Source organism: Pseudomonas sp. BMS12 (genome assembly GCF_001592875.1).
In the GTDB taxonomy this organism is placed as follows: domain Bacteria; phylum Pseudomonadota; class Gammaproteobacteria; order Pseudomonadales; family Pseudomonadaceae; genus Aquipseudomonas.
Map to the genome: position 1 here is coordinate 216,195 of NZ_LSOF01000014.1, position 23,567 is coordinate 239,761.

Annotated in this window: 23 protein-coding genes, 1 tRNA gene and 1 pseudogene; 9 read left to right on the forward strand and 16 right to left on the reverse strand. The window is 64.9% G+C overall.

Translation table 11 applies throughout. From position 1 onward, the window contains the following. Nucleotides 1-28: 28 nt before the first annotated feature. The 8 genes from AYB31_RS14645 to AYB31_RS14680 form a co-directional block, all read right to left on the reverse strand. The gene (locus AYB31_RS14645) at nucleotides 29-1,729 is read right to left on the reverse strand and encodes a two-component system response regulator (protein WP_236715562.1); all 1,701 of its coding nucleotides are present in this window, start codon (nucleotides 1,727-1,729) and stop codon (nucleotides 29-31) included. 64 nt (nucleotides 1,730-1,793) lie between these two features. Beyond that, entirely contained in the window at nucleotides 1,794-2,918 is a 1,125-nt protein-coding gene (locus AYB31_RS14650) for a response regulator (protein WP_068829434.1), read from the reverse strand. Nucleotides 2,919-3,003: 85 nt separating this feature from the next. Further along, nucleotides 3,004-3,405, reverse strand: a complete 402-nt coding sequence (locus AYB31_RS14655; RefSeq protein ID WP_068829435.1) for a hypothetical protein — start codon at nucleotides 3,403-3,405, stop codon at nucleotides 3,004-3,006. Between the two features lie 84 nt (nucleotides 3,406-3,489). Further along, entirely contained in the window at nucleotides 3,490-4,176 is a 687-nt protein-coding gene (locus tag AYB31_RS14660; protein WP_068829436.1) for an SDR family oxidoreductase, read from the reverse strand. A 54-nt stretch (nucleotides 4,177-4,230) separates the two neighbouring features. Then, nucleotides 4,231-5,280, reverse strand: a complete 1,050-nt coding sequence (locus AYB31_RS14665) for an alkene reductase (RefSeq protein ID WP_068829437.1) — start codon at nucleotides 5,278-5,280, stop codon at nucleotides 4,231-4,233. Between the two features lie 18 nt (nucleotides 5,281-5,298). After that, nucleotides 5,299-6,465, reverse strand: coding sequence for an MFS transporter (locus tag AYB31_RS14670; protein WP_068829438.1), 1,167 nt, complete (start codon nucleotides 6,463-6,465; stop codon nucleotides 5,299-5,301). Nucleotides 6,466-6,518: 53 nt separating this feature from the next. Continuing rightward, on the reverse strand, nucleotides 6,519-6,818 hold the full coding sequence (locus tag AYB31_RS14675) for an ArsR/SmtB family transcription factor (protein WP_068829439.1): 300 nt from the start codon (nucleotides 6,816-6,818) through the stop codon (nucleotides 6,519-6,521). A 177-nt stretch (nucleotides 6,819-6,995) separates the two neighbouring features. After that, nucleotides 6,996-8,165: an alkane 1-monooxygenase gene (locus AYB31_RS14680; protein WP_068829440.1), complete on the reverse strand. Its 1,170-nt coding sequence runs from the start codon at nucleotides 8,163-8,165 to the stop codon at nucleotides 6,996-6,998. A 122-nt stretch (nucleotides 8,166-8,287) separates the two neighbouring features. Between AYB31_RS14680 and AYB31_RS14685 the strand changes: the two genes are divergently transcribed. Then, nucleotides 8,288-9,310 (forward strand): AraC family transcriptional regulator, encoded by a 1,023-nt coding sequence (locus tag AYB31_RS14685; protein WP_068829441.1) that lies wholly within the window; start codon nucleotides 8,288-8,290, stop codon nucleotides 9,308-9,310. Further along, nucleotides 9,307-9,900, forward strand: coding sequence for an acyl carrier protein phosphodiesterase (locus tag AYB31_RS14690; RefSeq protein WP_068829442.1), 594 nt, complete (start codon nucleotides 9,307-9,309; stop codon nucleotides 9,898-9,900). The genes AYB31_RS14685 and AYB31_RS14690 overlap by 4 nt, the downstream gene beginning before the upstream one ends. Nucleotides 9,901-9,948: 48 nt before the next feature. Here AYB31_RS14690 and AYB31_RS14695 read toward each other — a convergent pair whose 3' ends face one another. Together AYB31_RS14695 and olsB are read right to left on the reverse strand one after the other, a co-directional pair. Then, entirely contained in the window at nucleotides 9,949-10,722 is a 774-nt protein-coding gene (locus tag AYB31_RS14695; RefSeq protein WP_068829443.1) for a lysophospholipid acyltransferase family protein, read from the reverse strand. Between the two features lie 5 nt (nucleotides 10,723-10,727). Continuing rightward, entirely contained in the window at nucleotides 10,728-11,471 is a 744-nt protein-coding gene (gene olsB / locus AYB31_RS14700) for an L-ornithine N(alpha)-acyltransferase (RefSeq protein WP_068829444.1), read from the reverse strand. Nucleotides 11,472-11,608: 137 nt separating this feature from the next. Between olsB and AYB31_RS14705 the strand changes: the two genes are divergently transcribed. The 6 genes and pseudogenes from AYB31_RS14705 (at nucleotide 11,609) to AYB31_RS14730 (ending at nucleotide 16,835) form a co-directional block, all read left to right on the forward strand. Further along, entirely contained in the window at nucleotides 11,609-12,487 is an 879-nt protein-coding gene (locus AYB31_RS14705) for an acyl-CoA dehydrogenase family protein (RefSeq protein WP_068829445.1), read from the forward strand. Nucleotides 12,488-12,617: 130 nt separating this feature from the next. Next, entirely contained in the window at nucleotides 12,618-13,403 is a 786-nt protein-coding gene (locus AYB31_RS14710; protein ID WP_068829446.1) for an MBL fold metallo-hydrolase, read from the forward strand. Nucleotides 13,404-13,492: 89 nt separating this feature from the next. Further along, nucleotides 13,493-14,590, forward strand: a complete 1,098-nt coding sequence (locus AYB31_RS14715) for a serine hydrolase domain-containing protein (protein WP_068829447.1) — start codon at nucleotides 13,493-13,495, stop codon at nucleotides 14,588-14,590. Beyond that, nucleotides 14,587-14,922: pseudogene (locus tag AYB31_RS14720) on the forward strand (amidase). Before AYB31_RS14715 ends, AYB31_RS14720 begins: the two are co-directional and overlap by 4 nt. 171 nt (nucleotides 14,923-15,093) lie before the next feature. Then, on the forward strand, nucleotides 15,094-15,681 hold the full coding sequence (locus AYB31_RS14725) for a YceI family protein (RefSeq protein WP_068829448.1): 588 nt from the start codon (nucleotides 15,094-15,096) through the stop codon (nucleotides 15,679-15,681). Further along, nucleotides 15,678-16,835 carry a phospholipase D-like domain-containing protein gene (locus tag AYB31_RS14730; RefSeq protein ID WP_068829449.1) on the forward strand — a complete coding sequence of 386 codons (1,158 nt, stop codon included), beginning with the start codon at nucleotides 15,678-15,680 and terminating at the stop codon, nucleotides 16,833-16,835. The genes AYB31_RS14725 and AYB31_RS14730 overlap by 4 nt, the downstream gene beginning before the upstream one ends. A gap of 213 nt (nucleotides 16,836-17,048) precedes the next feature. On the opposite strand, the gene AYB31_RS14735 is transcribed toward AYB31_RS14730, so the two are convergent. Next, the gene (locus AYB31_RS14735; protein WP_068829450.1) at nucleotides 17,049-17,336 is read right to left on the reverse strand and encodes a lipoprotein; all 288 of its coding nucleotides are present in this window, start codon (nucleotides 17,334-17,336) and stop codon (nucleotides 17,049-17,051) included. Nucleotides 17,337-17,630: 294 nt separating this feature from the next. Between AYB31_RS14735 and AYB31_RS14740 the strand changes: the two genes are divergently transcribed. Then, nucleotides 17,631-17,903, forward strand: coding sequence for a transcriptional repressor (locus tag AYB31_RS14740; protein ID WP_068829451.1), 273 nt, complete (start codon nucleotides 17,631-17,633; stop codon nucleotides 17,901-17,903). 29 nt (nucleotides 17,904-17,932) lie between these two features. On the opposite strand, the gene AYB31_RS14745 is transcribed toward AYB31_RS14740, so the two are convergent. From AYB31_RS14745 to AYB31_RS14760, 5 genes are all read right to left on the reverse strand, one after another. Beyond that, the gene (locus AYB31_RS14745; RefSeq protein WP_068829452.1) at nucleotides 17,933-20,200 is read right to left on the reverse strand and encodes an ATP-dependent DNA helicase; all 2,268 of its coding nucleotides are present in this window, start codon (nucleotides 20,198-20,200) and stop codon (nucleotides 17,933-17,935) included. Continuing rightward, nucleotides 20,197-21,837, reverse strand: a complete 1,641-nt coding sequence (locus tag AYB31_RS14750; RefSeq protein ID WP_442961821.1) for a VRR-NUC domain-containing protein — start codon at nucleotides 21,835-21,837, stop codon at nucleotides 20,197-20,199. The genes AYB31_RS14745 and AYB31_RS14750 overlap by 4 nt, the downstream gene beginning before the upstream one ends. A gap of 129 nt (nucleotides 21,838-21,966) precedes the next feature. Further along, nucleotides 21,967-22,128, reverse strand: a complete 162-nt coding sequence (locus AYB31_RS21835) for a hypothetical protein (protein ID WP_177332300.1) — start codon at nucleotides 22,126-22,128, stop codon at nucleotides 21,967-21,969. A 177-nt stretch (nucleotides 22,129-22,305) separates the two neighbouring features. Continuing rightward, nucleotides 22,306-22,379: transfer RNA gene (locus AYB31_RS14755), tRNA-Gly, on the reverse strand. A gap of 76 nt (nucleotides 22,380-22,455) precedes the next feature. Next, the gene (locus AYB31_RS14760; RefSeq protein WP_068829454.1) at nucleotides 22,456-23,331 is read right to left on the reverse strand and encodes an alpha/beta fold hydrolase; all 876 of its coding nucleotides are present in this window, start codon (nucleotides 23,329-23,331) and stop codon (nucleotides 22,456-22,458) included. Nucleotides 23,332-23,567: the final 236 nt, after the last annotated feature.

Here is a 23,567-nt window from a genome sequence, read left to right on the forward strand (position 1 = left end):
CAACGGCAAACGCCCCTCTGGCGGTGTTTCAACTGTGCTGGTCGCCCACCACCTTGACCGTGCCACCACTGAGTAGCTGCTGCAACTCGGCAAAGGGCATCGGTCGGCAATATAGATAGCCCTGCAAGGTTTGGCAGCCCAGTTCCTGCAACTTGTCGGCCTGCGCCTGTTGCTCCACGCCTTCGGCGACCAGGGCCAGGCCCAGGGCCTGGCCCATGCGCACGATGGCCTCGATGATGGCTGCGTCACTGCTATCCGTCAGCATGTCGCGCACGAAGCCCTGGTCGATTTTCAGCACGTCTATCGGCAGGCGCTTGAGGTAGGTCAGGCTGGAGTAGCCGGTGCCGAAGTCGTCGATGGCAATGCTCACGCCCAGGCGCTTGAGCTCGGCAAGCAGCTTGGCCGCCTCGCCTATATCGTGGGCCAGCACGCCTTCGGTGATTTCCAGCTCCAGCATGGCTGGTGGCAGCTGGGTTTCGTGCAATGCCGATTTGACCATGTCGAGAAAGGATTCTTCGCGGAACTGCACGGCGGAGATATTCACGCTGACACTGATGGGGTGGCCGCACTGGTGCAGGCGCCGGGCATCGGCACAGGCCTGCAGCAGCATGTATTTGCCGATCGGCACGATCAGCCCGGTTTCTTCGGCCAGGGGAATGAAGTCGGCTGGCGAGACCAGTTTGCCTTCGCCATTGCGCCAGCGAATCAGCGCTTCCATGCCACAGATGGCCTGGCGCTGGGCATCGTACTTGGTCTGGTAGAAGGCTTCGAAGACGCCTTGCTCCAGAGCCCTGCGCATATGGCTCTCCAGCAGGTGGCGAGCGCGCGTGCTGGTCTCGATGCTCTGCGAGAAGAAGTGGTAGCGGTTTCTCCCCTCGCGTTTGGCCAGGTACATGGCGGCATCGGCATGGCGGTGGAGGGCTTCCGGACTGTCGCTGTCATCAGGAAACACGCTGACCCCCACGCTGGCTGTCAGGTCGTAACGGTTTTTCTCCAGCTCGATGGGCGCGGCGAGGCTCTTCAGCAGACGCTCGATATAGTCACCGATGGCGTCCATGCGCTGCATGTCGGGCAGCAGGATGAGGAATTCGTCGCCGCCAGGCCTGCATACGGTATCAATCCCTCGCGATGACCCGGCCAGACGCTTGGCAATCTCTTGCAGCAGTGCGTCGCCGACCGAGTGCCCGACCGAGTCGTTAATGCTCTTGAAGTTGTCCAGGTCGAGCAGCAGCAAGGCTACCTTGTCGCCATTGCGTCGGGCTTTCTGCAGCGCCTGTTCGGCGCGATCCTGCAGCAGCGCCCGATTGGGCAGGCCGGTGAGGGCATCGTAGTAGGCAAGTCGCTTGGCCTCGCGCCGCAGGTTGAGGTGGGCCCGCACATGGGCCTTGGCGACGGGGATGTTGAGGGGTTTCTGGATAAAGTCGACGCCGCCCAGTTCGAGGGCCTTGATCTCGTTGTCGGACTGGGTGTGCGAGGTGACAAACAGGATGGCCGCATCGCACAGCTTGGGGTCCGACTTCATCACCCGACAGATGTCGAAGCCATTCATTCCGGGCATCTGAATGTCCAGCAGGACCAGGTCGGGGCGGCAAAAGCGGGCGATTTCCAGGGCCGTGCGGCCGTCGGTTGCGCTGATGACCTCGCCTAGATCGTGCAGTGCTTCGCTTAGGATCAGTACATCGCTGGATTGGTCATCGACGATCAGGATTACAGGTGCCTCGGAAGTCATGGCAGTAGTCCGAATATCCATTTCTGCCTGAGAGACTAGCCCAATAAATCAGCGTTGCTCGCGTTCAATCCACGCCGGCCAGGCTCTTCAGACGTGCGATGGTTTCAGCAGGCTCGTCGTTGCACAAGGCTGCAGCCAGGCGCATGAGTACCTGTTCTCTGTGCACCTGGGTTTTCGGAAGACTGTAGATGGCACCGATCAGTTCGCGTAGCAGCATCGGCAGACCCCATTGGGCCTTGAGAGCAATGGCGAATGGGCGCGCGTAATGGTCCATGGCCTGGTTGAGAAGGTTGTCGTCGACCGTCATGCCCTGGGTCGTCCAATACTGGGCTTGCAACAGGACGCTCAGCTCACCCATGCGATGAAGCAAGGCCGCTGCGTGCAGAGGGCCGGGGTCGATTCGACATTGTTTGGCCAGTTGGGTGACGCGCTCTGCCAACTGCTCGGAGGCGTTCAGGTGTTCCTGCAGCAGCAGATCCAGCATGGTGTCGTTGCCACAGCAGTTCTGGCGTAGAGCCAAACCGATTGCCAGGTTGAGACTGGTTCGCTCCCCCAGGCACTTGAGTGCGTCCAGCAGGCTGGTGCAGGGTTTTCCTCCGGCTCGATAGCCCGGACTGTTGGCGGCGGAGATCATGTAGGCGCAAAGCGCGGGATCCTGCTGCCATTGCTCGCTCAGCTTGCGCAGGTCCTGCGGAGTCCCCTCGCTAGCCTGCTTGAGCCGATCCTTGACCCCACTGAGAAGCGGTATATCCAGGTCACCGCCCGAGAGCTTGCCGAGGTAGGCAAGGAAATCGTCCTCGTTGGTCGCTACTGCGCTATCGGTTTCGGCTGGGGGCAGCAGCTGGTCGAGGTAGGCGCGGACCTTGGGAATCTCGAACGGTTTGGTGATATAGGCATTGATGCCCAGGGGGCGGGCAGCCATCACGCTTTCGCGGTCTGAGCGGCCGGTAATCATGATCAGTGGCGTACTGTGGTCGTGCTGTCGAATGCTTCGCAGCAGGTTCAACCCTGAACCGTCCGGCAGGTTCCAGTCGGCCAGTACCAGTTGATAGCGTTGGCGCTTCCAGGCATCCAGGGCGCTGCTGATATCACCAAAACAATCGATATTGGCCGATGGGCGCATGTTGCTGACCAGTTGTTGCAGCAGGCCGGCGATCCACGGGTCGTCGTCCACGATCATGACATGCATGTCGTCGGTCTCAGGGCATAGGTCGATTGGGTTTTCTTCTCTTATTAGCTGCAAGGTAGCACTTTAGCCAGGGCGCGACTGTTATTCAGGCATCGCGCAGCAGGTCATGCTCGTCGAGCAGGCGATAGGCGATTTCCGGCTGCCTTTCCAGGCCGCGGCGAATGGCGGCGGGGATGGCCTGGCGGGTCTTGCGGCACAGGCCCGGGTGGTCGGCGATATGGATGGCAATGCCGCGCATGCTGCGTACTTCGTTGAGGCCGGGGACGACCTGCACATGGATGCCGAGCTGCTGGTACATGCGTTGCTGCATATGCCGCAGGTCGTTGAGGTCGCGCAGGTTTTCCAGGCGTTCGAGCAGGCGCTTTTCCTCGGCGCGGGTGAGCAGGAGGATGCGCAGATCGGCGCCGGGGCTGTCCTGCAGGCGTTCGCGCTGGCAGTCGCAGGCGCCGGGCGGGCAGGGTTGGCGAAGCTGGGGAACGGAGTTCATGGGCTCCGATCATAGCCAGCTCGGTGCCCCTTTGCGCAAGAGCCATTGGCCGGCTCCCCCGGAGTGGGCGAACCGGCGCAGCCTTTACCAGGCCAGCGGTTGCTGCTGGTAGTCGAGGAACAGGCAGCTGTTGGCGCCGAGCTGGCTGGCGATGGTGGCGACCAGACCGGCGGCGCTGGTGGCGACGTCGAGGTCGGCGTCACTGCCGCCCATGTCGGTACGCACCCAACCCGGATGCAGGGTCAGCAGGCTGGCCTGCGGGCGGTCGTCGGCCTGGCTCCAGCTGCGCAGCAGGCTGTTCAGCGCGGCCTTGCTGGCGCCGTATAGCGGCATCTCGGCCGAACGGGCCAGCGCCACACTGCCCATTTGTGAACTCATGAAGGCCAGTACACCGCCTTTGGTGACGCGGTTTGCCAGTTGCTGGGCGAGGTGTACCGGAGCGATGGCGTTGGTGAGGAACAGGTGGGCGATCTCCTCGCTGCTGGCCTGACCAACGTCCTGGTGCTGAGGGCCCATTACCCCGGCATTGAAGACGGCGATATCCAGCAACTGCTCGCCCAGCGCCGCAGCGATGCGTTGTGGCGCCTCGGGCTGGTTCAGGTCGCAGGCGATCAGGTTGAAGTGCTCGGGATGGTCCTGCTGCAGCTGGTGCAGGGCCGGTGAGTCGGTGTTGCGGACCACGGCGTGCACCCGGGCACCGCTTTCCAGGTAGGCCTTGGCCAGGCCCAGGCCGATGCCCCGTGAGGCACCGGTAATCAGGATGTTCTGCATCGTTCTTTCCTTAAACGGAGAAGCTGGCCGGTGCGGGGCACCGGCCTCCAAGTGTTACAGACGCGGGTAGTCGATATAGCCGACCGGCCCCTGGCCGTAGAACAGCTCCGGGCGCGGCTCGTTGAGCGGGGCGTCCTGGGCCAGGCGGGCGGGCAGGTCCGGATTGGCGATGAAGGGAATGCCGAAGGCCACGGCATCGGCCTTGCCTTCGCTCAGCCAGGCGTTGGCCTGCTCCTTGGTGAAGCGCTCGTTGGCGATGACCAGGCCGCCGAACTGCTCCTTGATGAAGGGCGTCAGGCTGTCTTCGCCTTCCTTCTCGCGGGTGCAGATGAAGGCGATGCCGCGCTTGCCCAGCTCGCGAGCGACATGGCCGAAGGTTTCGCGCGGGTTGTCATCGCCCATGTCGTGGGAGTCGCGACGCGGCGCCAGGTGCACGCCGACACGATCGGCGCCCCAGACGCCGACTACGGCGTCGGTGACTTCCAGCAGCAGGCGTGCGCGGTTCTCCACGGAGCCGCCATATTGGTCGCTGCGCTGGTTGGTGCTGCTTTGCAGGAACTGGTCGAGCAGGTAGCCGTTGGCGCCGTGGATTTCCACGCCATCGAAGCCGGCGGCCTTGGCGTTCTCCGCGCCGTGGCGATAGGCCTCGACGATATCGGCGATTTCCTCGGTTTCCAGGGCGCGCGGGGTGACGTAGTCCTTCAGCGGACGCACCAGACTGACGTGGCCTTTGGCGGCGATGGCGCTGGGCGCCACCGGCAGTTCACCGTTCAGATAGAGCGGGTCGGAGATGCGTCCGACGTGCCACAGCTGCAGGAAGATGCGCCCGCCGTTGGCATGCACCGCCTGGGTCACGTTGAGCCAGCCGCGCACCTGGTCCTCGGACCAGATGCCGGGGGTGTCGGGGTAGCCGACGCCCATCGGGGTGACCGACGTGGCCTCGCTGAGAATCAGGCCGGCGCTGGCGCGCTGTACGTAGTACTCGGCCATCAGCGCGTTGGGCACGCGGCCTTCGTCGGCGCGGCAGCGAGTCAGCGGGGCCATGATGATGCGGTTGGGCAGCTCCAGGCTGCCGATCTTGATGGGGTCGAACAGGGTAGTCATGGTGAAGCCTCCGAGGGGTCAGTCGAGGACAGCGGTGGCGAGGTTGTCGCCACTGAGGGAAAGGTTGAGCAGAGCAACGATCAGCGCGGCGGCGCCCAGGCCGGCGGCGGCGATGGGCACGGCGGTCAGGCCCAGCCCCTGGTCGATGACCAGGCCACCGGTCCAGGCGCCGAGGGCGTTGCCCAGGTTGAAGGCGCCGATATTCAGGGTCGCCACCAGGTTCGGGGCGCCCTGGCCGAAGTTCATCACGTTGATCTGCAGCGCCGGCACGGCAGCGAAGGCGGCCATGGCCCAGAGCAGCAGGTTGAGCTCCAGCGGAATCAGTTGCGGGCTGCTCCAGCGCACCAGGGCGGAGAAGATGGCCAGGGCCAGCAGCACGCCCACCAGGGCGCTGGCCAGGTTGCGGTCGGCCAGGCGGCCACCAACGATATTGCCCAGGGTCAGGCCGAGGCCGATCAGCAGCAGCGTCCAGGTGATGCCGCGCGGCGATACGCCGGTGACTTCGCCGAGCAGCGGGGCGATATAGGTGAACAGCGCGAACATGGTGGCGGAGAACAGCACGGTGGTCAGCAGGGCCAGCCACAGGCCACTGCCGCGCAGCGCACGCAGCTCGCTGCGAATATCGCTGCGATGTTGTTCGCGGGCCGCAGGCAGCACGTGCCACAGGCCGATGAAGGCGAGGATGCCGATGCCGGTCACCGCCCAGAAAGTGGCACGCCAGCCGGCGTACTGGCCCAGTGCGGTGCCCAGTGGCACGCCGAGCACGTTGGCCAGGGTCAGGCCGGTGAACATCAGGGCCACGGCCGAGGCGCGGCGGTTCTCCGGTACCAGGCTGGCGGCGACTACCGAGCCGATGCCGAAGAAGGCGCCGTGGCACAGGGCGGTGACCACGCGGGCAATCATCAGCAGCTCATAGTCGGCGGCGGTGGCGCAGAGCAGGTTGCCCAGCACGAAGATGCCCATCAACGCCAGCAGGGCCAGCTTGCGCGGCCAGTTGGCGGTAACCAGGGCCATGAAGGGCGCGCCGAGGGCCACGCCCAGGGCGTAGCCGGTCACCAACCAGCCGGCACCGGGGATGGACACGCCGAGGTCGGCGGCCACTTCTGGCAGCAGGCCCATGATGACGAATTCCGTGGTGCCGATGGCAAACGCGGAAAGCGCGAGGACTAGAAGCGGTAACGGCATCGGGCCGGCTCCTGAGTGATTCGGGTAGTTGATCCTGCCGCGGCAGGTGTTACTTAGAGTTGGCTGTCTAGCTCGTGCAGGAAGGCCTGGATGGCGTCCTCGTCACGCTTGTAGAAACTCCACTGACCGACCTTGCGACAACTCACCAGGCCGGCACGCTGCAGGGTTGCCAGGTGCGCCGAGACGCTCGACTGTGACAGGCCGCAGCGCTCGAACTTGCCGGCGCAGACGCCGAGCTCCAGCGGGTGGTCCTGGTCGGCGAAGTGCTTTTCCGGCTCCTTCAGCCACTGCAGGATCTCGCGCCGTACGGGGTGGGCGAGAGCCTTGATGATGTCGTCGATGTCGGTGGTCATGGCGCTGCTGTCGTGTATCGGGTTGCGACGAACTTTATATCGGGTTTGTCCGATATTCAGATCGTTTGCGCCGATACTGCTTATCAAGACGGCTGATGGGCCTCAGCGCGGTCGCGACAGAGCGGCATGCAGGAGCGAGCTAGGCTCGCTCCTGCGAGGGGGATTAACGATAGCGACTCAGGCGGCCATCTCGTGCAGGCCGTAGCGACGCATCAGGGGTTCACGCAGGCCCGGCTGGAAGTTGATGCGCGTGGCATCGCCCTGTACGGCCTCGATCAGCCTGGGGTTCATCAGGCGGAACCACAGCGGCGGCACGTAGGCCACCAGGTACATGCCGAAATAGCCGCTGGGCAGGCGCGGCAGGTCGGGGAAGTTGCGCAGCGACTGGTAGCGCCGCGTGGGGTAAGCATGGTGGTCGGAGTGGCGTTGCAGGTGGAACAGCGCCCAGTTGGAGAACAGGTGGTTGCTGTTCCACGAGTGGTGCGGCTGGCATACCTCGTAGCGGCCGTTGTCCAGCTTGCGGCGCAGCAGGCCGTAGTGTTCCAGGTAGTTGGCCGAGGTCAGCTGGAAGGCGCCCCAACCGGCACTCAGCAGCAGGAAGGGCAGGATGCCGAGGCCGAAGACGAACACCAGGCCGCCATACAGCGCCAGGCTGATCAGGGCGGTCTGCAGTATCTCGTTGCCCAGGCTCCACGGGCCCTTGCCGCCACGTGCCAGGCGCTCCGTCTCCAGCTGCCAGGCGCGCAGCAGGCCGCCGGGTAGCTCGCGCAGGGCAAAGCGGTAGATGGATTCGCCCATGCGCGACGAGGCGCTGTCGTGCGGGGTGGCAACGTCGCGGTGATGGCCACGGTTGTGTTCGATATAGAAGTGTCCGTAGCAGCTCAGGGCCAGGGCCAGTTTGCCCAGCCAGCGCTCCAGCGCAGGCTTCTTGTGCCCCATCTCATGGCCGAGGTTGATGGCGAAGCCAAGGCCGCCGCCGGTGTTGATGATCATCGCCAGCAGCCCGCTCCAGCTCAGCGGCTGGCTGGCGACGAAGGCGGTGACGGCGATGAACGAGACCCACAGCACCGGCACCAGCAGGTAGGTGATCCAGCGGTAGTAGAGGTCGGCCTCCAGCGCCGGCACTTCCGACTCCGGTGGATTGCTCGGGTCTTCGCCGATCAGCGCATCGAGCAGGGGAATGCCGAAGTAGAAGAACAGCGGCGACAGCCACAGCCACAGCTCGCTGGGCGACACCAGCAGATAGAGGGCCGGGCCGATCAGGCCCAGCGTGGGGACGAACAGCGACAGCAGCCACAGCGGGCGCTTGCGGTCGCGATAGGGCAGGGCAGTGGTGTGGGCTTCCATCTTGTTATCTCCAGGGTTCTTCGACCTGTAGTCAGCATGCGCGCTGCTGTCCAGCTCGGTAACCGTTGAGGCGGGCAGAAAATCGTCTTATGGTGACAATCTCGCCCGATCCGGAACCCGCCATGCCGTCCGTCGAGTCTTCGCTACAGCCCTGCCTGCATCCCATCTATGCGCGCCTGCTGTGTGCCGCATTGCAGCGGCGCGGGTTCGACGCGGAGCAGATCCTTGCCGGCACCGGGTTGGACTGGCAGCAGCTGCACGCCGATAATCGCAGCCTGTGTTTCGCCCAGATCCAGCGCCTGATCCGCCGCGCTATCCAGCTCACCGAATGCCCCTGGCTCGGTCTGGAAACCGGCTGTGCCACCCAGGTCTCGGCGCATGGCCCGGTGGGCTATGCGGCCGTGGCCTGTGCCGACCTGCGCGGCGTGCTGCAGGTGGTCGAGCGCTTCAGCGTGCTGCGCATGAACGGCGTGCGCCTGACTGGCTATGAACGGGACGGCCGCTATCACATGTGCGGCGACGAGGCCTTCGACCTGGGCGATGCCCGCGAACATATCCTCGCCACCATGGCCGGCACCGCGCTGCGCCTGCTCGATGCCGTGTGTGGCGGCCTGGCCCTGGCCGAGCTGGAGTTCGCCTTCCCGTTTCCCGAGCCGCCCTGGGCAGAGCGCTACCGCGAGCTGTTGGGGCAGGTGGTGTTCGACGCGCCGGCCTATGGCGTCAGCCTGCCGCTGGAGTGGCTGGACCGGCCGAGCCTGAGCGCCGATCCGGTTGCTGCACGCAACGCCCTGCGCGATTGCGAGCAGTTGCTGCACGGCACCCCACGAGGCAGCGACTGGAGCGCACGGGTGCAGCTGCGTCTGTTGGCGTGCCAGGGCCGCTACCCGACCCTGCAGCAGCTGGCCGAGGAGTTCCACCTGTCCGAACGCACCCTGATCCGCCGCTTGCGCGAGGAGGGCGTGCAATACCAGCAACTGCTCGACGAGGTGCGCCAGGAGCTGGCCTGCTGGCTCCTGCAGAACACGGCGCTGAGCGTGGAGGCGGTCGCCGAGCGAGTCGGCTATCAGGACAGCAGCAATTTCAGTCGCATCTTCCGCCGCTGGCTGGGCGTCACGCCCAGGGCCTGGCGCCAGGGCGCTGCATGAACTATCTGGCGCATCTGCACCTGGGCGGCAGCGCGCCGGCGCAGCTGCTCGGCAGCCTGTATGGCGATTTCGTCAAAGGTCGCCTGGAGGGGCGTTTCCCAGCCGAGATCGAGGCCGCCATCCGCCTGCATCGACGCATCGACGTCTTCACCGACAGCCATCCCCTCACCGAGCGCGCACGGGCGCGCTTTCCCGGTGAGCGGCGGCGTACCTCGGGAATTCTGCTCGACCTGTTCTTCGACCACTGCCTGGCGCGTGACTGGGCGGATTACGGTGACGAACCCCTGCCGGCGTTCACCGGGCGGGTCTACCAGGTGCTCGCCGCGCAGCCCGAACTGCCCGAACGCCTGGCCCGCATCGCTCCGCGCATGGCCGAACAGGACTGGCTCGGCAGCTACCGTGACTTCGCCGTGCTTGAGCAGGTGCTGCATGGCATGGGCCGGCGCCTGTCGCGGCCGCAGTTGCTGGCTGGCGCAATGCTGGAGCTTGATCGGTTGTACGAGCCGCTGAGCGCGGATTTCCGAGACTTTTACCCGCAGCTACAGGCGTTCGCGCTTAGCGAGCTGCGGCAGCTGGGAGCCCCCCGCTAAGCGGGCTGGGTGAGCATGAGCTGGACGGTGGTTTCTGCGACATCTCTCTCAGGCGGCTTCCTGACTACGCGTCTCGACCTCGCCAAACAGCGCTATCTGCACCGCGCGCTGCGCCTGGCGAGCCAGGGCATTGCGTTCGATGCCGGTACTGGCGATGGGCGCGAGCAGCTGGATCTGCACCAATGCGCGCTCGCCGGCGAACAGGCGCAGCAGGTGCGAAGGCAGGTCATCGTCACCGATGAAGGGCGCCAGCAGATCGCTTTCGCCGTTGCGCAGATACCGAATCGCCACCGGCTGCAGCGCCACACCGGCCTCGATGGCGCCGGTCAGCAGGCGACCATGAAAGGTGCGCACCTGCTGGCCGTCGGTGGTGGTGCCCTCGGGGAATATCAGCAGCTGGCGCCCGGCACTGAGATGGCGGTGCAGCTGCCGCGCCAGCAAGGTGCTGTCGCCCGAACCGCGCCGGATAAACAGAGTGCCGGCCTTGTGCGCCAGCCAGCCGGCCAGCGGCCAGGTGCGCACTTCGGCTTTGGACAGGAAGGACAGCGGCAGCAACTGGCCGAGCAGCGGGATATCGGTCCAGGACACATGGTTGCTGACCCACAGCATCGGCTCGGTCGGCAGCTCGCCCTGCACCTGTACCTCGAACGGCAGGGCCGCGCTCAGGCGCCGCAGATACCAGCAGGTCAGGCGCTGACGCAGAGCCATCAGGTCATGCCGGCGCAGGCGCTCGATCAAGGCAACATTGCCGGCCAGCGCCGCGCCCAGCAGCAACACGGCGGCCAGGCGGGCCAGACGCAGGTACAGGCGCAATGTGTTCATGCCGTTCAGACCGCCGCCTTGAAGTGCCGCGCGTAGCGCGGGCACAGTTCGTCGCGCTTGAGCAGGATGAACACGTCGGCCACCTGGAAGTCCTGATCCCAGCAAGGCTCGCCACACACCTTGGCACCCAGGCGCATATAGGCCTTGAGCAGCGGCGGCATCTCGGCGATGACGTTGCCGGGAATATCCAGGCTCGGCAGCGGGTTCTTCGGCTCCGCGCGCAGGTGTTCGGTGCACAGGTGACGTTCGCGCAGGCGCTGCATGATCGCCTGGGCCTGGATGCCGCCGTCCTGCATGGGGATGCTGGCGCAACCCATCAGGTAGCGGTAGCCGCCTTCATTGAGCACCTCGGCCAGCTCGCTCCACAGCACGGCGATGGTGCCTCCGTTGCGGTAGGCCGGGTCGACACAGGTGCGGCCAAGTTCCAGTACCGGACCTTCGAGGTGCGCCAGGCCGTGCAGGCTGAATTCCTCTTCGCTGTAGAAGCGGCCCAGGCTGGCGGCGGCGCGATGGTCGAGCAGGCGGGTGGTGGCGACCAGGCGCCCACTGTTGAGGTCACGCACGCCGATGTGCTGGCAGTGCGGGTCGTAGTCATCCATGTCCAGGCCCAGCTCGGCGCCTTTGAGCTTGGCATCGAACTCGCTGCTGAACACCGAGTAGCGCAGGGTCTGGGCCTCGCGCAGCGCATCCGGGCCGAGCAGACGCTCGGCTTGCAGGCGGCGTTCGGCAGTTCGGGCGATCTGAGTCATCGAGTAGCCTCCGTGAGCCAGCCTTGCGATGGGTTGCGGCCGGTCGATGTTGTTGGGCAAGCTCAGGCTAGGAAGACCCGGTGTCACCTCCATGAAGGTTCGGTGATGCTTGTGTGACAGACGACGAGGACTTTTCGATGCCCTGGCAATCTTTGCTGGAAACCCGCGACCGCCTGCCGGCGAGTAATCTCGAGGATTGGTACACCGCCTTGCTGGCGCGCGTGGGCGATGGCAATCCCTTCACCCTGGCCCTGCTCGGCGGGCGCCTGGCGAGCACGCCGGGTCTGGCCTTCCTGTCCGGCTATCAGGCGGCCCTGCGTGCGCTGTGGCCGGCGGCGCCGCATAGCCTTGGCGCGCTCTGCGTGACAGAAAACAAAAGCACCCGCCCGGCGGACATGAGTACCCGCCTGGATGATCTGCAGCTGTCCGGGCGCAAGGACTTCGTTACCGCCGCCGAGGCCGCCGACTGGTTGTTGGTGGCGGCTCGTGAGGAAACGCACGGGGAGCCGCCGCGCCTGGCCATGGGCGTGGTGCGCAATGGCGACCCGGGCGTGCGTATCGAAACGCTGCCGGCCCTGCCATTGATGCCCGATATCAGCCACGGCCGTCTGCATCTGCAGCAGGCCCACTGCGAGCGACTGCCCGGCGATGGCTGGGATGCCTACGCCAAGCCATTCCGCAGCATCGAGGATCTGCATGTGCTGACGGCAGTGAATGCCTGGCTCTATGGCGTGGGCCGGGACAGCGGCTGGCCGCGCGAACTGCAGCTACGCCTGCTGAGCCTGTTGGCGGGCTGCGCCGAAGTCGCGCGGCTGTGTCCGAGTACGGCCAGCACCCACCTTCTGTTGGCGGGCCTGTTTGCCCAGTTCGCCAGCCTGCGCCCGGAGATGGATGCGGCCATGGCCGCCGGGCCGGCGCAGTGGAACACCTTGTGGCTGCGTGACGGCAAACTGCTGGAGATTGCCCGCACGGCGCGGGAGAAGCGCCTGGCAAAGGCGCTGGTGGCGCTCGGCTAGAAGATGCTTGGCGAGGCGTCTTGCTGGAGGAAGTAGAGGCGTCGCACGCCTCTATTGCGCTTGATCCAGGTCAGTAAGCCACGTCGCGCTATCGCTTAAGGTCGCCTCGCCATTTTTCTGCGAGGTTTCCATGCGCCGCGAGCCCATCGTGCTGTTCGATAACGGCAGCCACAAATGCCTGATGTTCGATGACCTGGTCAGCGGCGAGGGTGTGCAGTCCAACCAGTTCCTGATCGTCGACCACGACCAGTATCTGCTGCTCGATCCGGGCGGCGATCTGACCTATACGCCTCTGACGCTGGCCCTGTCCCAGCATATTCCGGTTCAGGCACTGACCTATATATTCGCCTCGCATCAGGACCCGGACATCATCGCTTCGCTGGACAAGTGGTTGCTGCACACTCGCGCGCGGGTGATCTGCTCCAAGCTGTGGGCGCGCTTTCTGCCGCATCTGACCGCCAACTACCTGGCCCTGAGCCACGGCATCTGCACCTATGACCGCATCATCGCGCTACCCGATCGTGGCCAGTCCTTCACCCTGGGCAAGTGCCAGCTCAAGGCTGTGCCGGCGCACTTCCTACATTCGGTGGGCAACTTCCAGCTGTACGACCCGGTGAGCAAGATCCTCTTCTCCGGTGACATGGGGGCGTCGCTGGTGGATGACGCCAGCCCGGTGGTCGACTTCGCCAACCATATTCCCAACATGGCCGGCTTCCATCGCCGCTACATGGCCAGCAACAAGGCCTGTCGTTTCTGGGCGCAGATGGTGCGCGAGATGGACGTGGCGCAGATCGTGCCGCAGCACGGGCGGCCTTTCGTGGGCGCAGAGATGATCGGCGCCTTCCTCGACTGGATCGAGCAGCTGGAGTGCGGTCTCGACCTGATGACGCAGCAGGACTATCGCCTGCCGGACTGATTCGTCTCCCGGATCGGCGTGATCGGCGCTATTGTCGTCATGCCCTCCGTGCTAGCGTCGGCTCCTCCCAATTGCTGTGAGCGAGTCCGATGTTGCGTGGAACCTTTCTGGCCGGTTGTCTGCTAGCCGCCGGTCCTCTGGCTGCACAGACCTGGCCCATGCCGGACTGGAGCAGCCAGCCGGCCGTCGCCAGCACCGCCGTGCAGGCACTGGACGCCTATGCCTTTCCTGTTCGTGACGACACGACCCGCGCCGGCGTGCGCACCGACGCATTGCTGGTGATCAAAGATGGCGTGATCGTGCATGAACGCTATGCCGAGCCCACCCGCGCGCAAACCCCGCACCTGGCCTGGTCGATCAGCAAGAGCCTGTTCGCCACCGTGCTCGGTGTCGCCTACGGCGAGGGTCGTTTCAAGCTGGACGACCCGGTGGCCCAGCATTACCCGCCATTCGCTACTCACCCCGACGTGAAGATGGGGCACTTGCTCAACTGGGCCTCGGGCCTGGACTGGCAGGAAGACTACGAGTACGCGCCATTGAAGTCCTCGGTGGTGGCCATGCTCTACACCCGCGGCCGGGGCGATATGGCGGCTTTTACCGCCGAACATGGTCTGGATGCCCTGCCAGGCACGCGGTTTCGCTATTCCAGCGGCGATGCCAATGTACTTGGCGCCAGTCTCAAGAGCATGGTGGGCGAGCAGGCTTATGCCGACTATCCCTGGACGGCGCTGTTCGAGCCGTTGGGCATTCGTTCGGCCGTCTGGGAGCGTGATGCCAGCGGTACCTTCGTTGCGTCTTCCTATGCCTACATGACGGCGCGCGACCTGGCCCGGGTCGGTCTGCTGATGTTGCGCGACGGCCGCTGGGGCGAACGGCAGCTGCTGCCGGCCAGTTGGGTCGCTTTCAACCGTACGCCGTTCGCCAACTACCGGCCCGATCCGCAGAAACCAGGCGATGCCGTACCCGGCGGCCAGTGGTGGCTGAATGCGACGCTGGAAGGTGCCAAACGGCCCTGGCCGGATGTGCCGGACGATACCTTTGCCGCTCTCGGTCATTGGGGGCAGGGGCTCTACGTGCTGCCTGAATACAAGATGGTGGTGGTGCGCTACGCCGACGACCGCGACGGCAGCTTCCAACACAACGAATTGCTCAAGCGGGTGCTGAGCGCCTATGGAGAACAGCCATGATCCGGCGCCGTCCGCTTCTTTCGGTATTCCTGCTGCTGCTCGCGGGGCTGCTTCTGCTGGCCTGGCAGAATCGTGTACACCTGGCCGCCTTCCCCGGCATCGTCGGCGCATATTCGGCCAAGGAGTAATGTTCCTGCCGCTATGTCAGTGGCAATCCGGCGCAGTACTGCCAGGGTTATGTCAAACAGTACGTGCCGCTCAGCGAGCTTTACGACAACGACATGCACAAGCGTGTGACCGCCTCGGCGCTGGGGCAGGCGCGCATGGCGGTCTGGCTGGATGAACGAAGAGGTTGCGTGTTGATGCCGGATGAGCATGCCTTGCCACGCTAAGTGGCTGTAGCGCGTGCCGGCAAGGCTGGTCGGGCTAGCAGGCCTTGGCCGTGCTGGCGCGGGCGAGGGCACTAGCGCTCCTGAAAGTCCACCTGGCCTGATTGGAGCCCGGTTTGGCAAGGCCGCCGCGGGCCGCTATCGTTGCGCTCAAACCGTGATGTAAGTGAGCCCATGGTCAAACTCCTGCTCTCCCTGCCTGCTGCCCTGCTCGCCGCCTGCCTGAGCCTGCCGACGCAGGCGGCCTGGTATCTGGACAACGAATCCTCGCGCCTGTCGTTCATCTCCACCAAGGCCGACAACCTCTCCGAAGTGCATCGCTTCCTGACCCTGCACGGCTCCATCGATGAGCAAGGTGCTGCGCGCCTGCGTATCGAGATGGAATCGTTGAGTACCGGCATACCGGTGCGCGACGAACGCATGCGCAGCCTGCTGTTCGCTACCGAGCAGTTTCCCGATGCGCGGGTCATGGCCCAGCTCAACCTGGGCCCCATCACTGGTCTGGCCCCTGGGGCCCAACTGGAAATCACCCTGCCCATTCAGGTGCAGATTCGTGAGCACAAGCACGGATATATGGCCGAGTTGCTGGTCACGCGCCTGGACATGCACCGCTTCCAGGTAGTGACGCTGGCGCCGCTGGTGCTGCACTCCGAGCATTTCGGTCTGCAGCCGGGTATCGAGGCGCTGCGTGAGGTGGCGCGTTTGTCATCCATCAGCCTGTCGGTACCGGTCGGCGCGGTGATGATCTTCACCTCACGATGAGCGGCGAAATCTTTCCCTGGAAGCCGGGTAACGCCTTCGAACTGCTGGTCGACGGCCCCGCCTTCTTTCCGGCCATGCTGGGCGATATCGCCAAGGCTCGGCATCTGCTGCTGCTGGAGTTGTACCTGGTCGAGGACGGCCTGTGCAGCGCGGCACTGGTCGAGGCTCTGTGTGCTGCCGCCGGGCGTGGTGTGGAAGTACGCTGCCTGTTCGACGGCTACGGCAGCCTGGGCTTTGGCCAGGCTCAGCGTCAGCGCCTGGACGAGGCTGGCGTAAGCCTGCGCCAGTACAACCCGCTGCGATGGCGGCGTGGCTTGCGCAACCTGCATCGCGACCACCGCAAGCTGCTGGTGGTCGACCAGCGCTGCGCCTATGTCGGCGGTACCGGCGCCACCGACCAGTTCTGGAGCCCGGAACCCCTGGGTGAGCCCTGGCACGAGGTGATGGTGCGCATCGAAGGGCCGTTGGTGAGGCACTGGCAACTGCTGTTCGACTACCAGTGGCTGGCCTGTGAGGGACGCCAACCCTGGAAACCCGGGCAGGCGCCGGGGCTCGCTCACCTGCCACCCTGTCCGCCGGCGGGGCAGGGCATGGGCCGGGTAGCCTATGCCGACTCCAGCCAGCACCTCGATATCGTCCAGTCGCTGCTGCGCAGCATCGGTCACGCCAAACGCCAGGTATGGCTGGCCACGCCGTATTTCCTGCCCAGTCGCAAGGTGCGCCGCTTCCTGATGCGCGCCGCCGCCCGAGGGGTGGAAGTGCGTCTGCTGCTGACCGGGCGCAACACCGATCACCCGCCGGTGCGCTTCGCCGGCCAGCGCTACTACCCCAGGCTGCTCCGGGCGGGAGTGCGCATCTACGAGTACCAGCCGCGCTTCCTGCACCTGAAGATGGTGCTGGTGGACGATTGGGTCAGCCTCGGTTCGTGCAACTTCGACCACTGGAATCTGCGCTTCAACCTGGAAGCCAATCTGGAGGCCCTCGATCCACAGCTGACGGAGGCCGTCAGCACCTGTTTTCTCAACGACTTCGAGCAGAGCCGCGAGATCACCCTGGACGACTGGCAGCGCCGCCCGCTGTTCAAACGCATCCGCCAGCGCCTGTGGGGCTGGCTGGATCGGCTGGCGGTCAACCTGCTGGATCGTCGCCGCTAGTCACTGGGTAAAGAGCCAGCCAGAGGGGTGTGCGAGCGGTCTGATGCCTGTGGAGCGGCGAACCTCTGCGGGAAGCCATAGTTCTGGTTGTAGATCATCCTTGCCACGGAGTTACACGTCGACTGGACTGCCTGGGGAGTCAGGCAACAGGCAACGGAGACAGGGTCTCTTGTCTGGGAAATCGTGGAGTTGAAGCGAGGTGGGCACCGTGGGCTAGCGGCACAGCACGACCAGGCTGCGGCTGGAAAATCCGGCTGGATTGAGGCCGAAGAGGAAGTCCGCCGGGTCGTCCTCGCCATCGTCGCCGGCCTTGGCCAGCACTTTGTAGCCCTTGTCGCCACAGGCGCGGGCGGCCTTTTCCTCACACTGCTCCCAGCTGGATGTAAGCCCGGAACAGTTGATGTTGAGGCCCTTGCGGCCCTTCTTTTCGTACGTCTTGGCTGTCGCGGAACAGCCGGCAACCAGCGCCAGCAGAACGGTCAGCAGTACAAGCCTTTTCATCTAAATCCCCAGCGGGCTTGTCTGTTTTTCTGGCGGCATGGCCGCCAACCCCTTGCAATGATTCCGGCGATGCGCAGCTCTTGTGTCGACCGCTGCTTGCACCCCTGCCTGGGCAGTGAGGCCGGAACTATCGAGAAATAGCACAAAGCATAGGGCGCCTGCGAGACAAAAAAATTGCAATTTCACTACAGCTTTTCTCGCTCTCGTTCGTCTTGTTAGTAAGGAGCTGCCCAATGCGGCGACTGGTATACGGATCAGCAAGACGCGGAACGCACGCGCACAGGGACTTGTGGCATGAACAGCGATGAACGTCGGCGTCTGAGGGCAATACTGCAAGAGGCCGGCCTCAAGAACAGCCTGGCCAGGCTGAAGATTCTCGAAGCGCTGGATTGCAGCGATCGGGCCCTGCGCGCCCGTGAGCTGCAGGAGCAGCTGTGGCTGGCCGGCGAGCAGATATCCATCCTTACCGTACGCCAGGTGCTGAGTCGGCTCGGCACCTGCGGGGTGGTGAGGCGCGACGAGGAAGGGCGGTATCACCTGTGTCGGAGTGTGGCGTTGGTTGGCTGAGCACCTGATCCGGTCAACCTGGCCGGCGCTCACAGGCGGGTCTTGTCGACTTTCCACCAGCCGGGCAGCAACTGGCGCACGGCGTTCTGGGTGAAGCGGTCGTCGAGCAGATAGACCACGCCCTCATCCTGCGTAGTGCGGATTACCCGGCCGGCGGCCTGCACCACTTTCTGCAACCCGGGGTACAGGTAGGCATAGTCGTAGCCGTTGCCGAACATCTGCTGCATGCGCGCTTTAACTTCCTCGTTCACCGGGTTGACCTGCGGCAGCCCGAGGGTGGCGATGAAGGCGCCGATCAGGCGCTCGCCCGGCAGGTCGATGCCTTCGCCGAACGCGCCGCCGAGTACGGCGAAGCCGATGCCCTGCGAACCCGCACGGAAACGTTCGAGAAAGGCCTGGCGCTCGCCTTCGTTCATGCTGCGCGATTGCGCCCACAACGGAATGTCCGGCTTTTCGGCGCGCAGCTGTGACAGCGCCTGTTCCAGATAGGCATAGCTGCTGAAGAAGGCCAGGTAGTTGCCGGGCTGGGCCTGGAACTGCCGGGCCATCAGGTGGGTGATCGGCCCCAGGCTGGCCTCGCGATGCTGGTAGCGCGTGGACAGGTTGCTCAGCGCACGCACCTGCAACTGCTCGGCGCGGAAGGGCGACTCCACCTCTAGCCATTGTGTGCCTGCGGCCAGACCGAGTAGGTCGGCATGGTAGTGGCCGGGGCTCAGGGTGGCAGAGAACAGGGTGCAGCTGTGGGCGGCGGCGAAGCGCGGGGCGAGGAAGGGCGCCGGCACGATGTTGCGCAGGCACAGGGTCGACAGGCCGTTCGGCCCGATGGGCTGGTGCAGGCTGATGTCGAACAGCGAATGGGCGCCGTAGGCCTCGGCCAGGCGGCAGAACAGCATGGCGTCCAGGTAGAAGCGCAGCAACGCGGCCTGGTTGCCTTCCGGCTGATCGGTCAGGTGGTCGGTGATGGCGCCGACGGCTTTCTGCAGGGCGATGATGAACAGGTCCGGCAGGGCCTGCTGGATGCGGTAGGGCTCCTCCTGGTCGCGGTGCAGCTGATGCCAGTGGCGCCCGACCCGCTCCAGCACGCCCTTGAGTTTGCTCGGAGCCAGTTTGCGCAGGGCGTTGAACTCGGCCTGGTCCAGTTCCGCGCTGTACATGCCGCGGGCGCGGTCGATCAGGTTGTGCGCCTCGTCCACCAGCAGGGCCACGCGCCAGCCGTTGAGTTGGGTCAGGCCGTGCAGCAGGGCGTTGATGTCGAAGTAATAGTTGTAGTCGCACACCACCACGTCGGCCCAGCGGCACAGCTCCTGGCTCAGGTAGTAGGGGCAGACCTGATGGGCGCGTGCCACGTCGCGCAAGGCTTCATGACTCAGCCAGCGCTGCTCCAGGGCGGCGCTGCGGGCGGCCGGCAGGCGGTCGTAGAAGCCCTTGGCTAGCGGGCAGGATTCGCCGTGGCAGGCCTTGTCCGGGTATTCGCAGGCCTTGTCGCGGGCCACGTGCTCCAGCACTCGCAGCGGCATGGCGTGCTCCTGCGCGCGCAGGCTGGCCAGGGCATCCAGTGCCAGGCGCCGGCCCGGGGTCTTGGCAGTGAGGAAGAACAGGCGATCCAGCTGCTGGCCGGGCATGGCCTTGAGCTGGGGGAACAGGGTGGCCAGGGTCTTGCCGATGCCCGTGGTGGCCTGGGCCATCAGGTCGCGACCATCGCGGGCGGCGCGGTACACCGCCTCGGCGAGCTGGCGCTGGCCCTGGCGAAAGCTCGGGTAGGGAAAGCGCAGGCGCTGCAGGCTGGCGTCGCGCTCGTCGCGGTGCGCGCTTTCCTGCTGGGCCCAGGCGACGAAGCGCGCGCACTGCAGTTCGAAGAAGGCGCGCAGGTCCGTCGCGGCGAAGGACTCGCGAAACACCGTCTCCTTCTGCGAGATCACGTTGAAGTACACCAGCGCCAGGTCGATGCGCTCCAGCTCCTGCGCCTGGCACAGCAGCCAGCCGTAGACCTTGGCCTGGGCCCAGTGCAGCAGACGGTGGTTGTGCGGAATGCGCGCCACGTCGCCGCGATGGGTCTTGATCTCTTCCAGCAGGTTCTGCGCCGGGTTATAGCCATCGGCGCGGCCGCTGACCCGCAGGCCGGGATAGTCGCCGGCCAGCGGCAGCTCGGCGATATAGCCGGCACCCCGCCGGCCGACCACGGTGCTGTGCCCGGCCATGCCTTCGGCGGCGGTCGGCGCGGGAGTGAAACGCAGGTCGAGGTCGCCCTCCTTGGCGGTGAACTCGCACAGCGCGCGCACGGCCACGTTGTAACTCATGTCGCCGCGCTCCAGCGCACGTAACAGACTTCCACCGGCATGCCCTGTTCGGCGCAGAACTGCAGCCAGCGTTTCTGGTTGTCCTGCAGGCGGTCGCCGGGGCCCTTGACCTCGATCATGCGATAGCGCCGTTCGGCCGGCCAGAACTGGATCAGGTCGGGCATGCCGGCGCGGTTGCTGCGGATATCGTCGAGCAGGCGCACGAACCAGGCGCGCAGGTGTTCGGCCGGCAGGCAGTGCAGGGCGGTTTCCAGCAGCTCCGGGGTCAGCACGGCCCAGTGCACGAACGGCGACAGTGTGTCGTACTTGGCGGCGTAGGTGGCGCGGATGCGCTGGCGATAGCTGCCGTCGTTCAGGCTCTCCAGGCAGGCGGCGAACAGCTCTTTGCGGCGGCCATGGAAGTCGTCCCTGTGCAGGTCCGCCGGGCCAGCCTGGAACGGGTGGAAGAAGGCGCCGGGCAGCGGCGCGAAGATCGCCTCCCAGCACAGCAGGCCGAACAGGCCGCAGACCAGGGTGTTTTCCACGTAGTACACCGGCGCGGCGTCGCTGTGCAGGTGTTGCTGCACCAGCCATTCGACGCTGAGTTCGTCCGTTCGAGGCAGCAGCAGATCAATCTGCACCGGCTGGGTCGAAGCTTGTTTGGGGACGGCTGGCAGGCCGAGGCTGCGGCACAGGCGCGGCAGTGCGCGTTGCAGGGCCTGGGCTTCGGCAGCGCTGTGCGGCGTGGCCAGGGCCTCTGCGGCCAGGGTATGGGCACTGGCGTAGTCGCCGAGTTTTTCCAGCACCCGTACCCGGCGCTGGCGCGCTTCGCCATGTCGGCTGCTGGCGTAGAGCGTAGCGGCGGCGACCAACTCGCCCTCGCGTTCGAGCTGTTGGCCGAGCTGGAACTGCAGCCGGGCATGGCGTGCGGCCAGGTGCGGACTGTCGCTGCTGAAATCGCCAAGTGCCATCTGCACGTCGGCGACTGCCAGGCCGGCCTCGAACAGCTCGCGGCAATGTTGAAGGTGCAGGTAGTCGTCGATATCCCGACGGTGGCGAAAGCCCCGCGAGTCCGGCCCGATCGCGACTTTCTCGTAACGGTAGATACCCAGTTCGGCCAGCACGAACTCCGACCAGTCCTGCGCCAGGTTGCCGAAGAACATCAGGCGCAGACGGTCGCACAGGGCGCCGATGGTGAGGCTGTAGAGCCGGTCCAGGCCCGGACTCCAGCGCTCGAAGGCCTGTATCTGCGGGTAGCTGGTGCGCAGCTCTTCGAGCAGTTCGCCTTTCTTCAGGCTGCGCATTGGCCGGGATTCGGCGAAACAGGCCAGCAGCTCGTCCCTGCGTAGCAGGGCGAAAATCTCGTCCAGGCTCAGTGCGGCATTCTCATCGAGCCAGTTCAGCGCCAGCAGGTGCGCGGCGGCAGCCTCTATCTCGCCTATCTCCGAGTAGCTCAGCTTGCTTGCCCGGAAGTGCGGGCCCTTGCGCATTACCAGACGCACCAGCAGGGCCTGGGCGTTGATTGGCAGGGCGAGGAAGTCGGCGATAAACGCCTGCTCGTCGGCAGCCAACAGGTCGCTATAGCGCTCGGTAATCCAGCTCAGCGCGGTGCGGAAGTTGCCCAGGTAGTAGAGGCTGGAGTCGAGAGGAGAGGGCATGGACGGCATTTAACTGTTCATTTATACAGTTAAGGGTGCGCGATCCTGCGCCGGGGGGCAAGCTTCGGACGACGATCTGCAGAAACGACAAGGCCCGTCGCGGCTACGACGGGCCTTGCTTTGACGCAATCAGGCCGCTGCGGAGTGGCCGATCAACATACCGTGCTGGACCCAGAACTGACGTCCATTGATACGCAGGGTAAAGGGGGTACGTGCAACGATCTCGGCTCCATTCTTGAGCAGATCATCGATGTGCGAGCGCAGTGCGAGAAACTTCCGTTGTTCCTTCATGGCAAAGCTCCGAGGTTGATGTGCGCGGCGAGCTTACCAAGCTTTGTGATGGAGTCGACATATGGCTCGAGAATGAACGGTGATCTGCATCACATTTCCTGGTGGCTATTTGCCTTCTTTTCCGCGCACCACGCCCAGAAACGCAAAAGCCCCGCAATGCGGGGCCTTCGAGGAATCTGGAGCGGGCGAAGGGAATCGAACCCTCGTCATGAGCTTGGGAAGCTCAGGTAATGCCATTATACGACGCCCGCTTGAGCGGGTGCCTTTGTACCAGAATCGTTGCCGCAGGTGAAGCCTGGCGGTCCGGCGACCGCCGTTGTGTGGCGTTCAGCTGGCCAGGGCATGCGCCAGGGCGAGTTCGCGCGGGCGGCTGGGTTGGGCTGGCAGGAGGAAGGCCAGCAGGGCGTCGCGGGTCTGCATCCAGGCGGCCTTGTGCTCCATATCGAGGAAGTGGCCGGCCTGGTTGATGGTGCGGAATTCGCAGTGGCGCACATACTGGGTGAACAGGCGCGCGTCCTGCGGGGTGGTGTACTCGTCCCATTCGCCGTTGACGAACAGCAACGGGATTTCGATTTGCCCGGCGAAGCTGGCGCAGGAGCGACCACCGTTGTTCAGCACGGTCTCCACGTGAAAGCTCATCTGATCGTACTCATAGTGCTCCAGGCCGCTGACATGGCGATGGTTGTAGCGCTTGAACAATGAGGGCAGATGCTTGCCGATGGTGCCGTTGAGCACCATGCCAATACTTTCGCGATCGTACTCGTGCATCACGATCAGGCCGCTGCGCAGGTAGCCGAGCATCGACTGGTTGACGATGGGCGAGAAGGAATTGATCACCGCACGCTGGATACGCCGCGGGTGCCGCGCCAGGGTCTGCAAGGTGGCGATGCCGCCCCAGGAGAAAGACAGGACGATGTCACAGGCGAAGTGCTCAATCAGTTCGAGGAGGATGTCGGCCTCTTCCTCGCGGGTCATGAAACGCTCGTGGCGGTTGTGCTCGCGGGACTGGCCGGCATAGGGCAGGTCGAACAGCACCACGTTGAAGTGGGGGTAGAGGTAGCGGACCGTCTGCGCGAAGGATGCGGTGGTCGACAGCGAGCCGTTGACCAGGATGATGGTCTGTTCGGCCTCGTTGGCGCGATAGAGCTCCGTGTAAACCCGATAGTGTCCCTGGATATCCAGCACAGCGGTTTCTGGTTTCATAAGTGCGTGCCCCTGACAAACATGTGCAAGCGCGCAGCGCAAAGCGGCGGCTACGCGAGCTTTATGGCAGGTAGGCATGCGCCTTGGAGTGGGGGCCTATCGGCTCTGACGGCTGGCCGATGATTGTTATTGGAGGCGGGTGGCTTTTTCCGGCCCGGGCATCGAGGTTCCGATGGGCAGTCCCGTTGCGGTGCCGAGGCACCTTGTGATCTGGAAAAGGCTTCTTAGATGTCTTC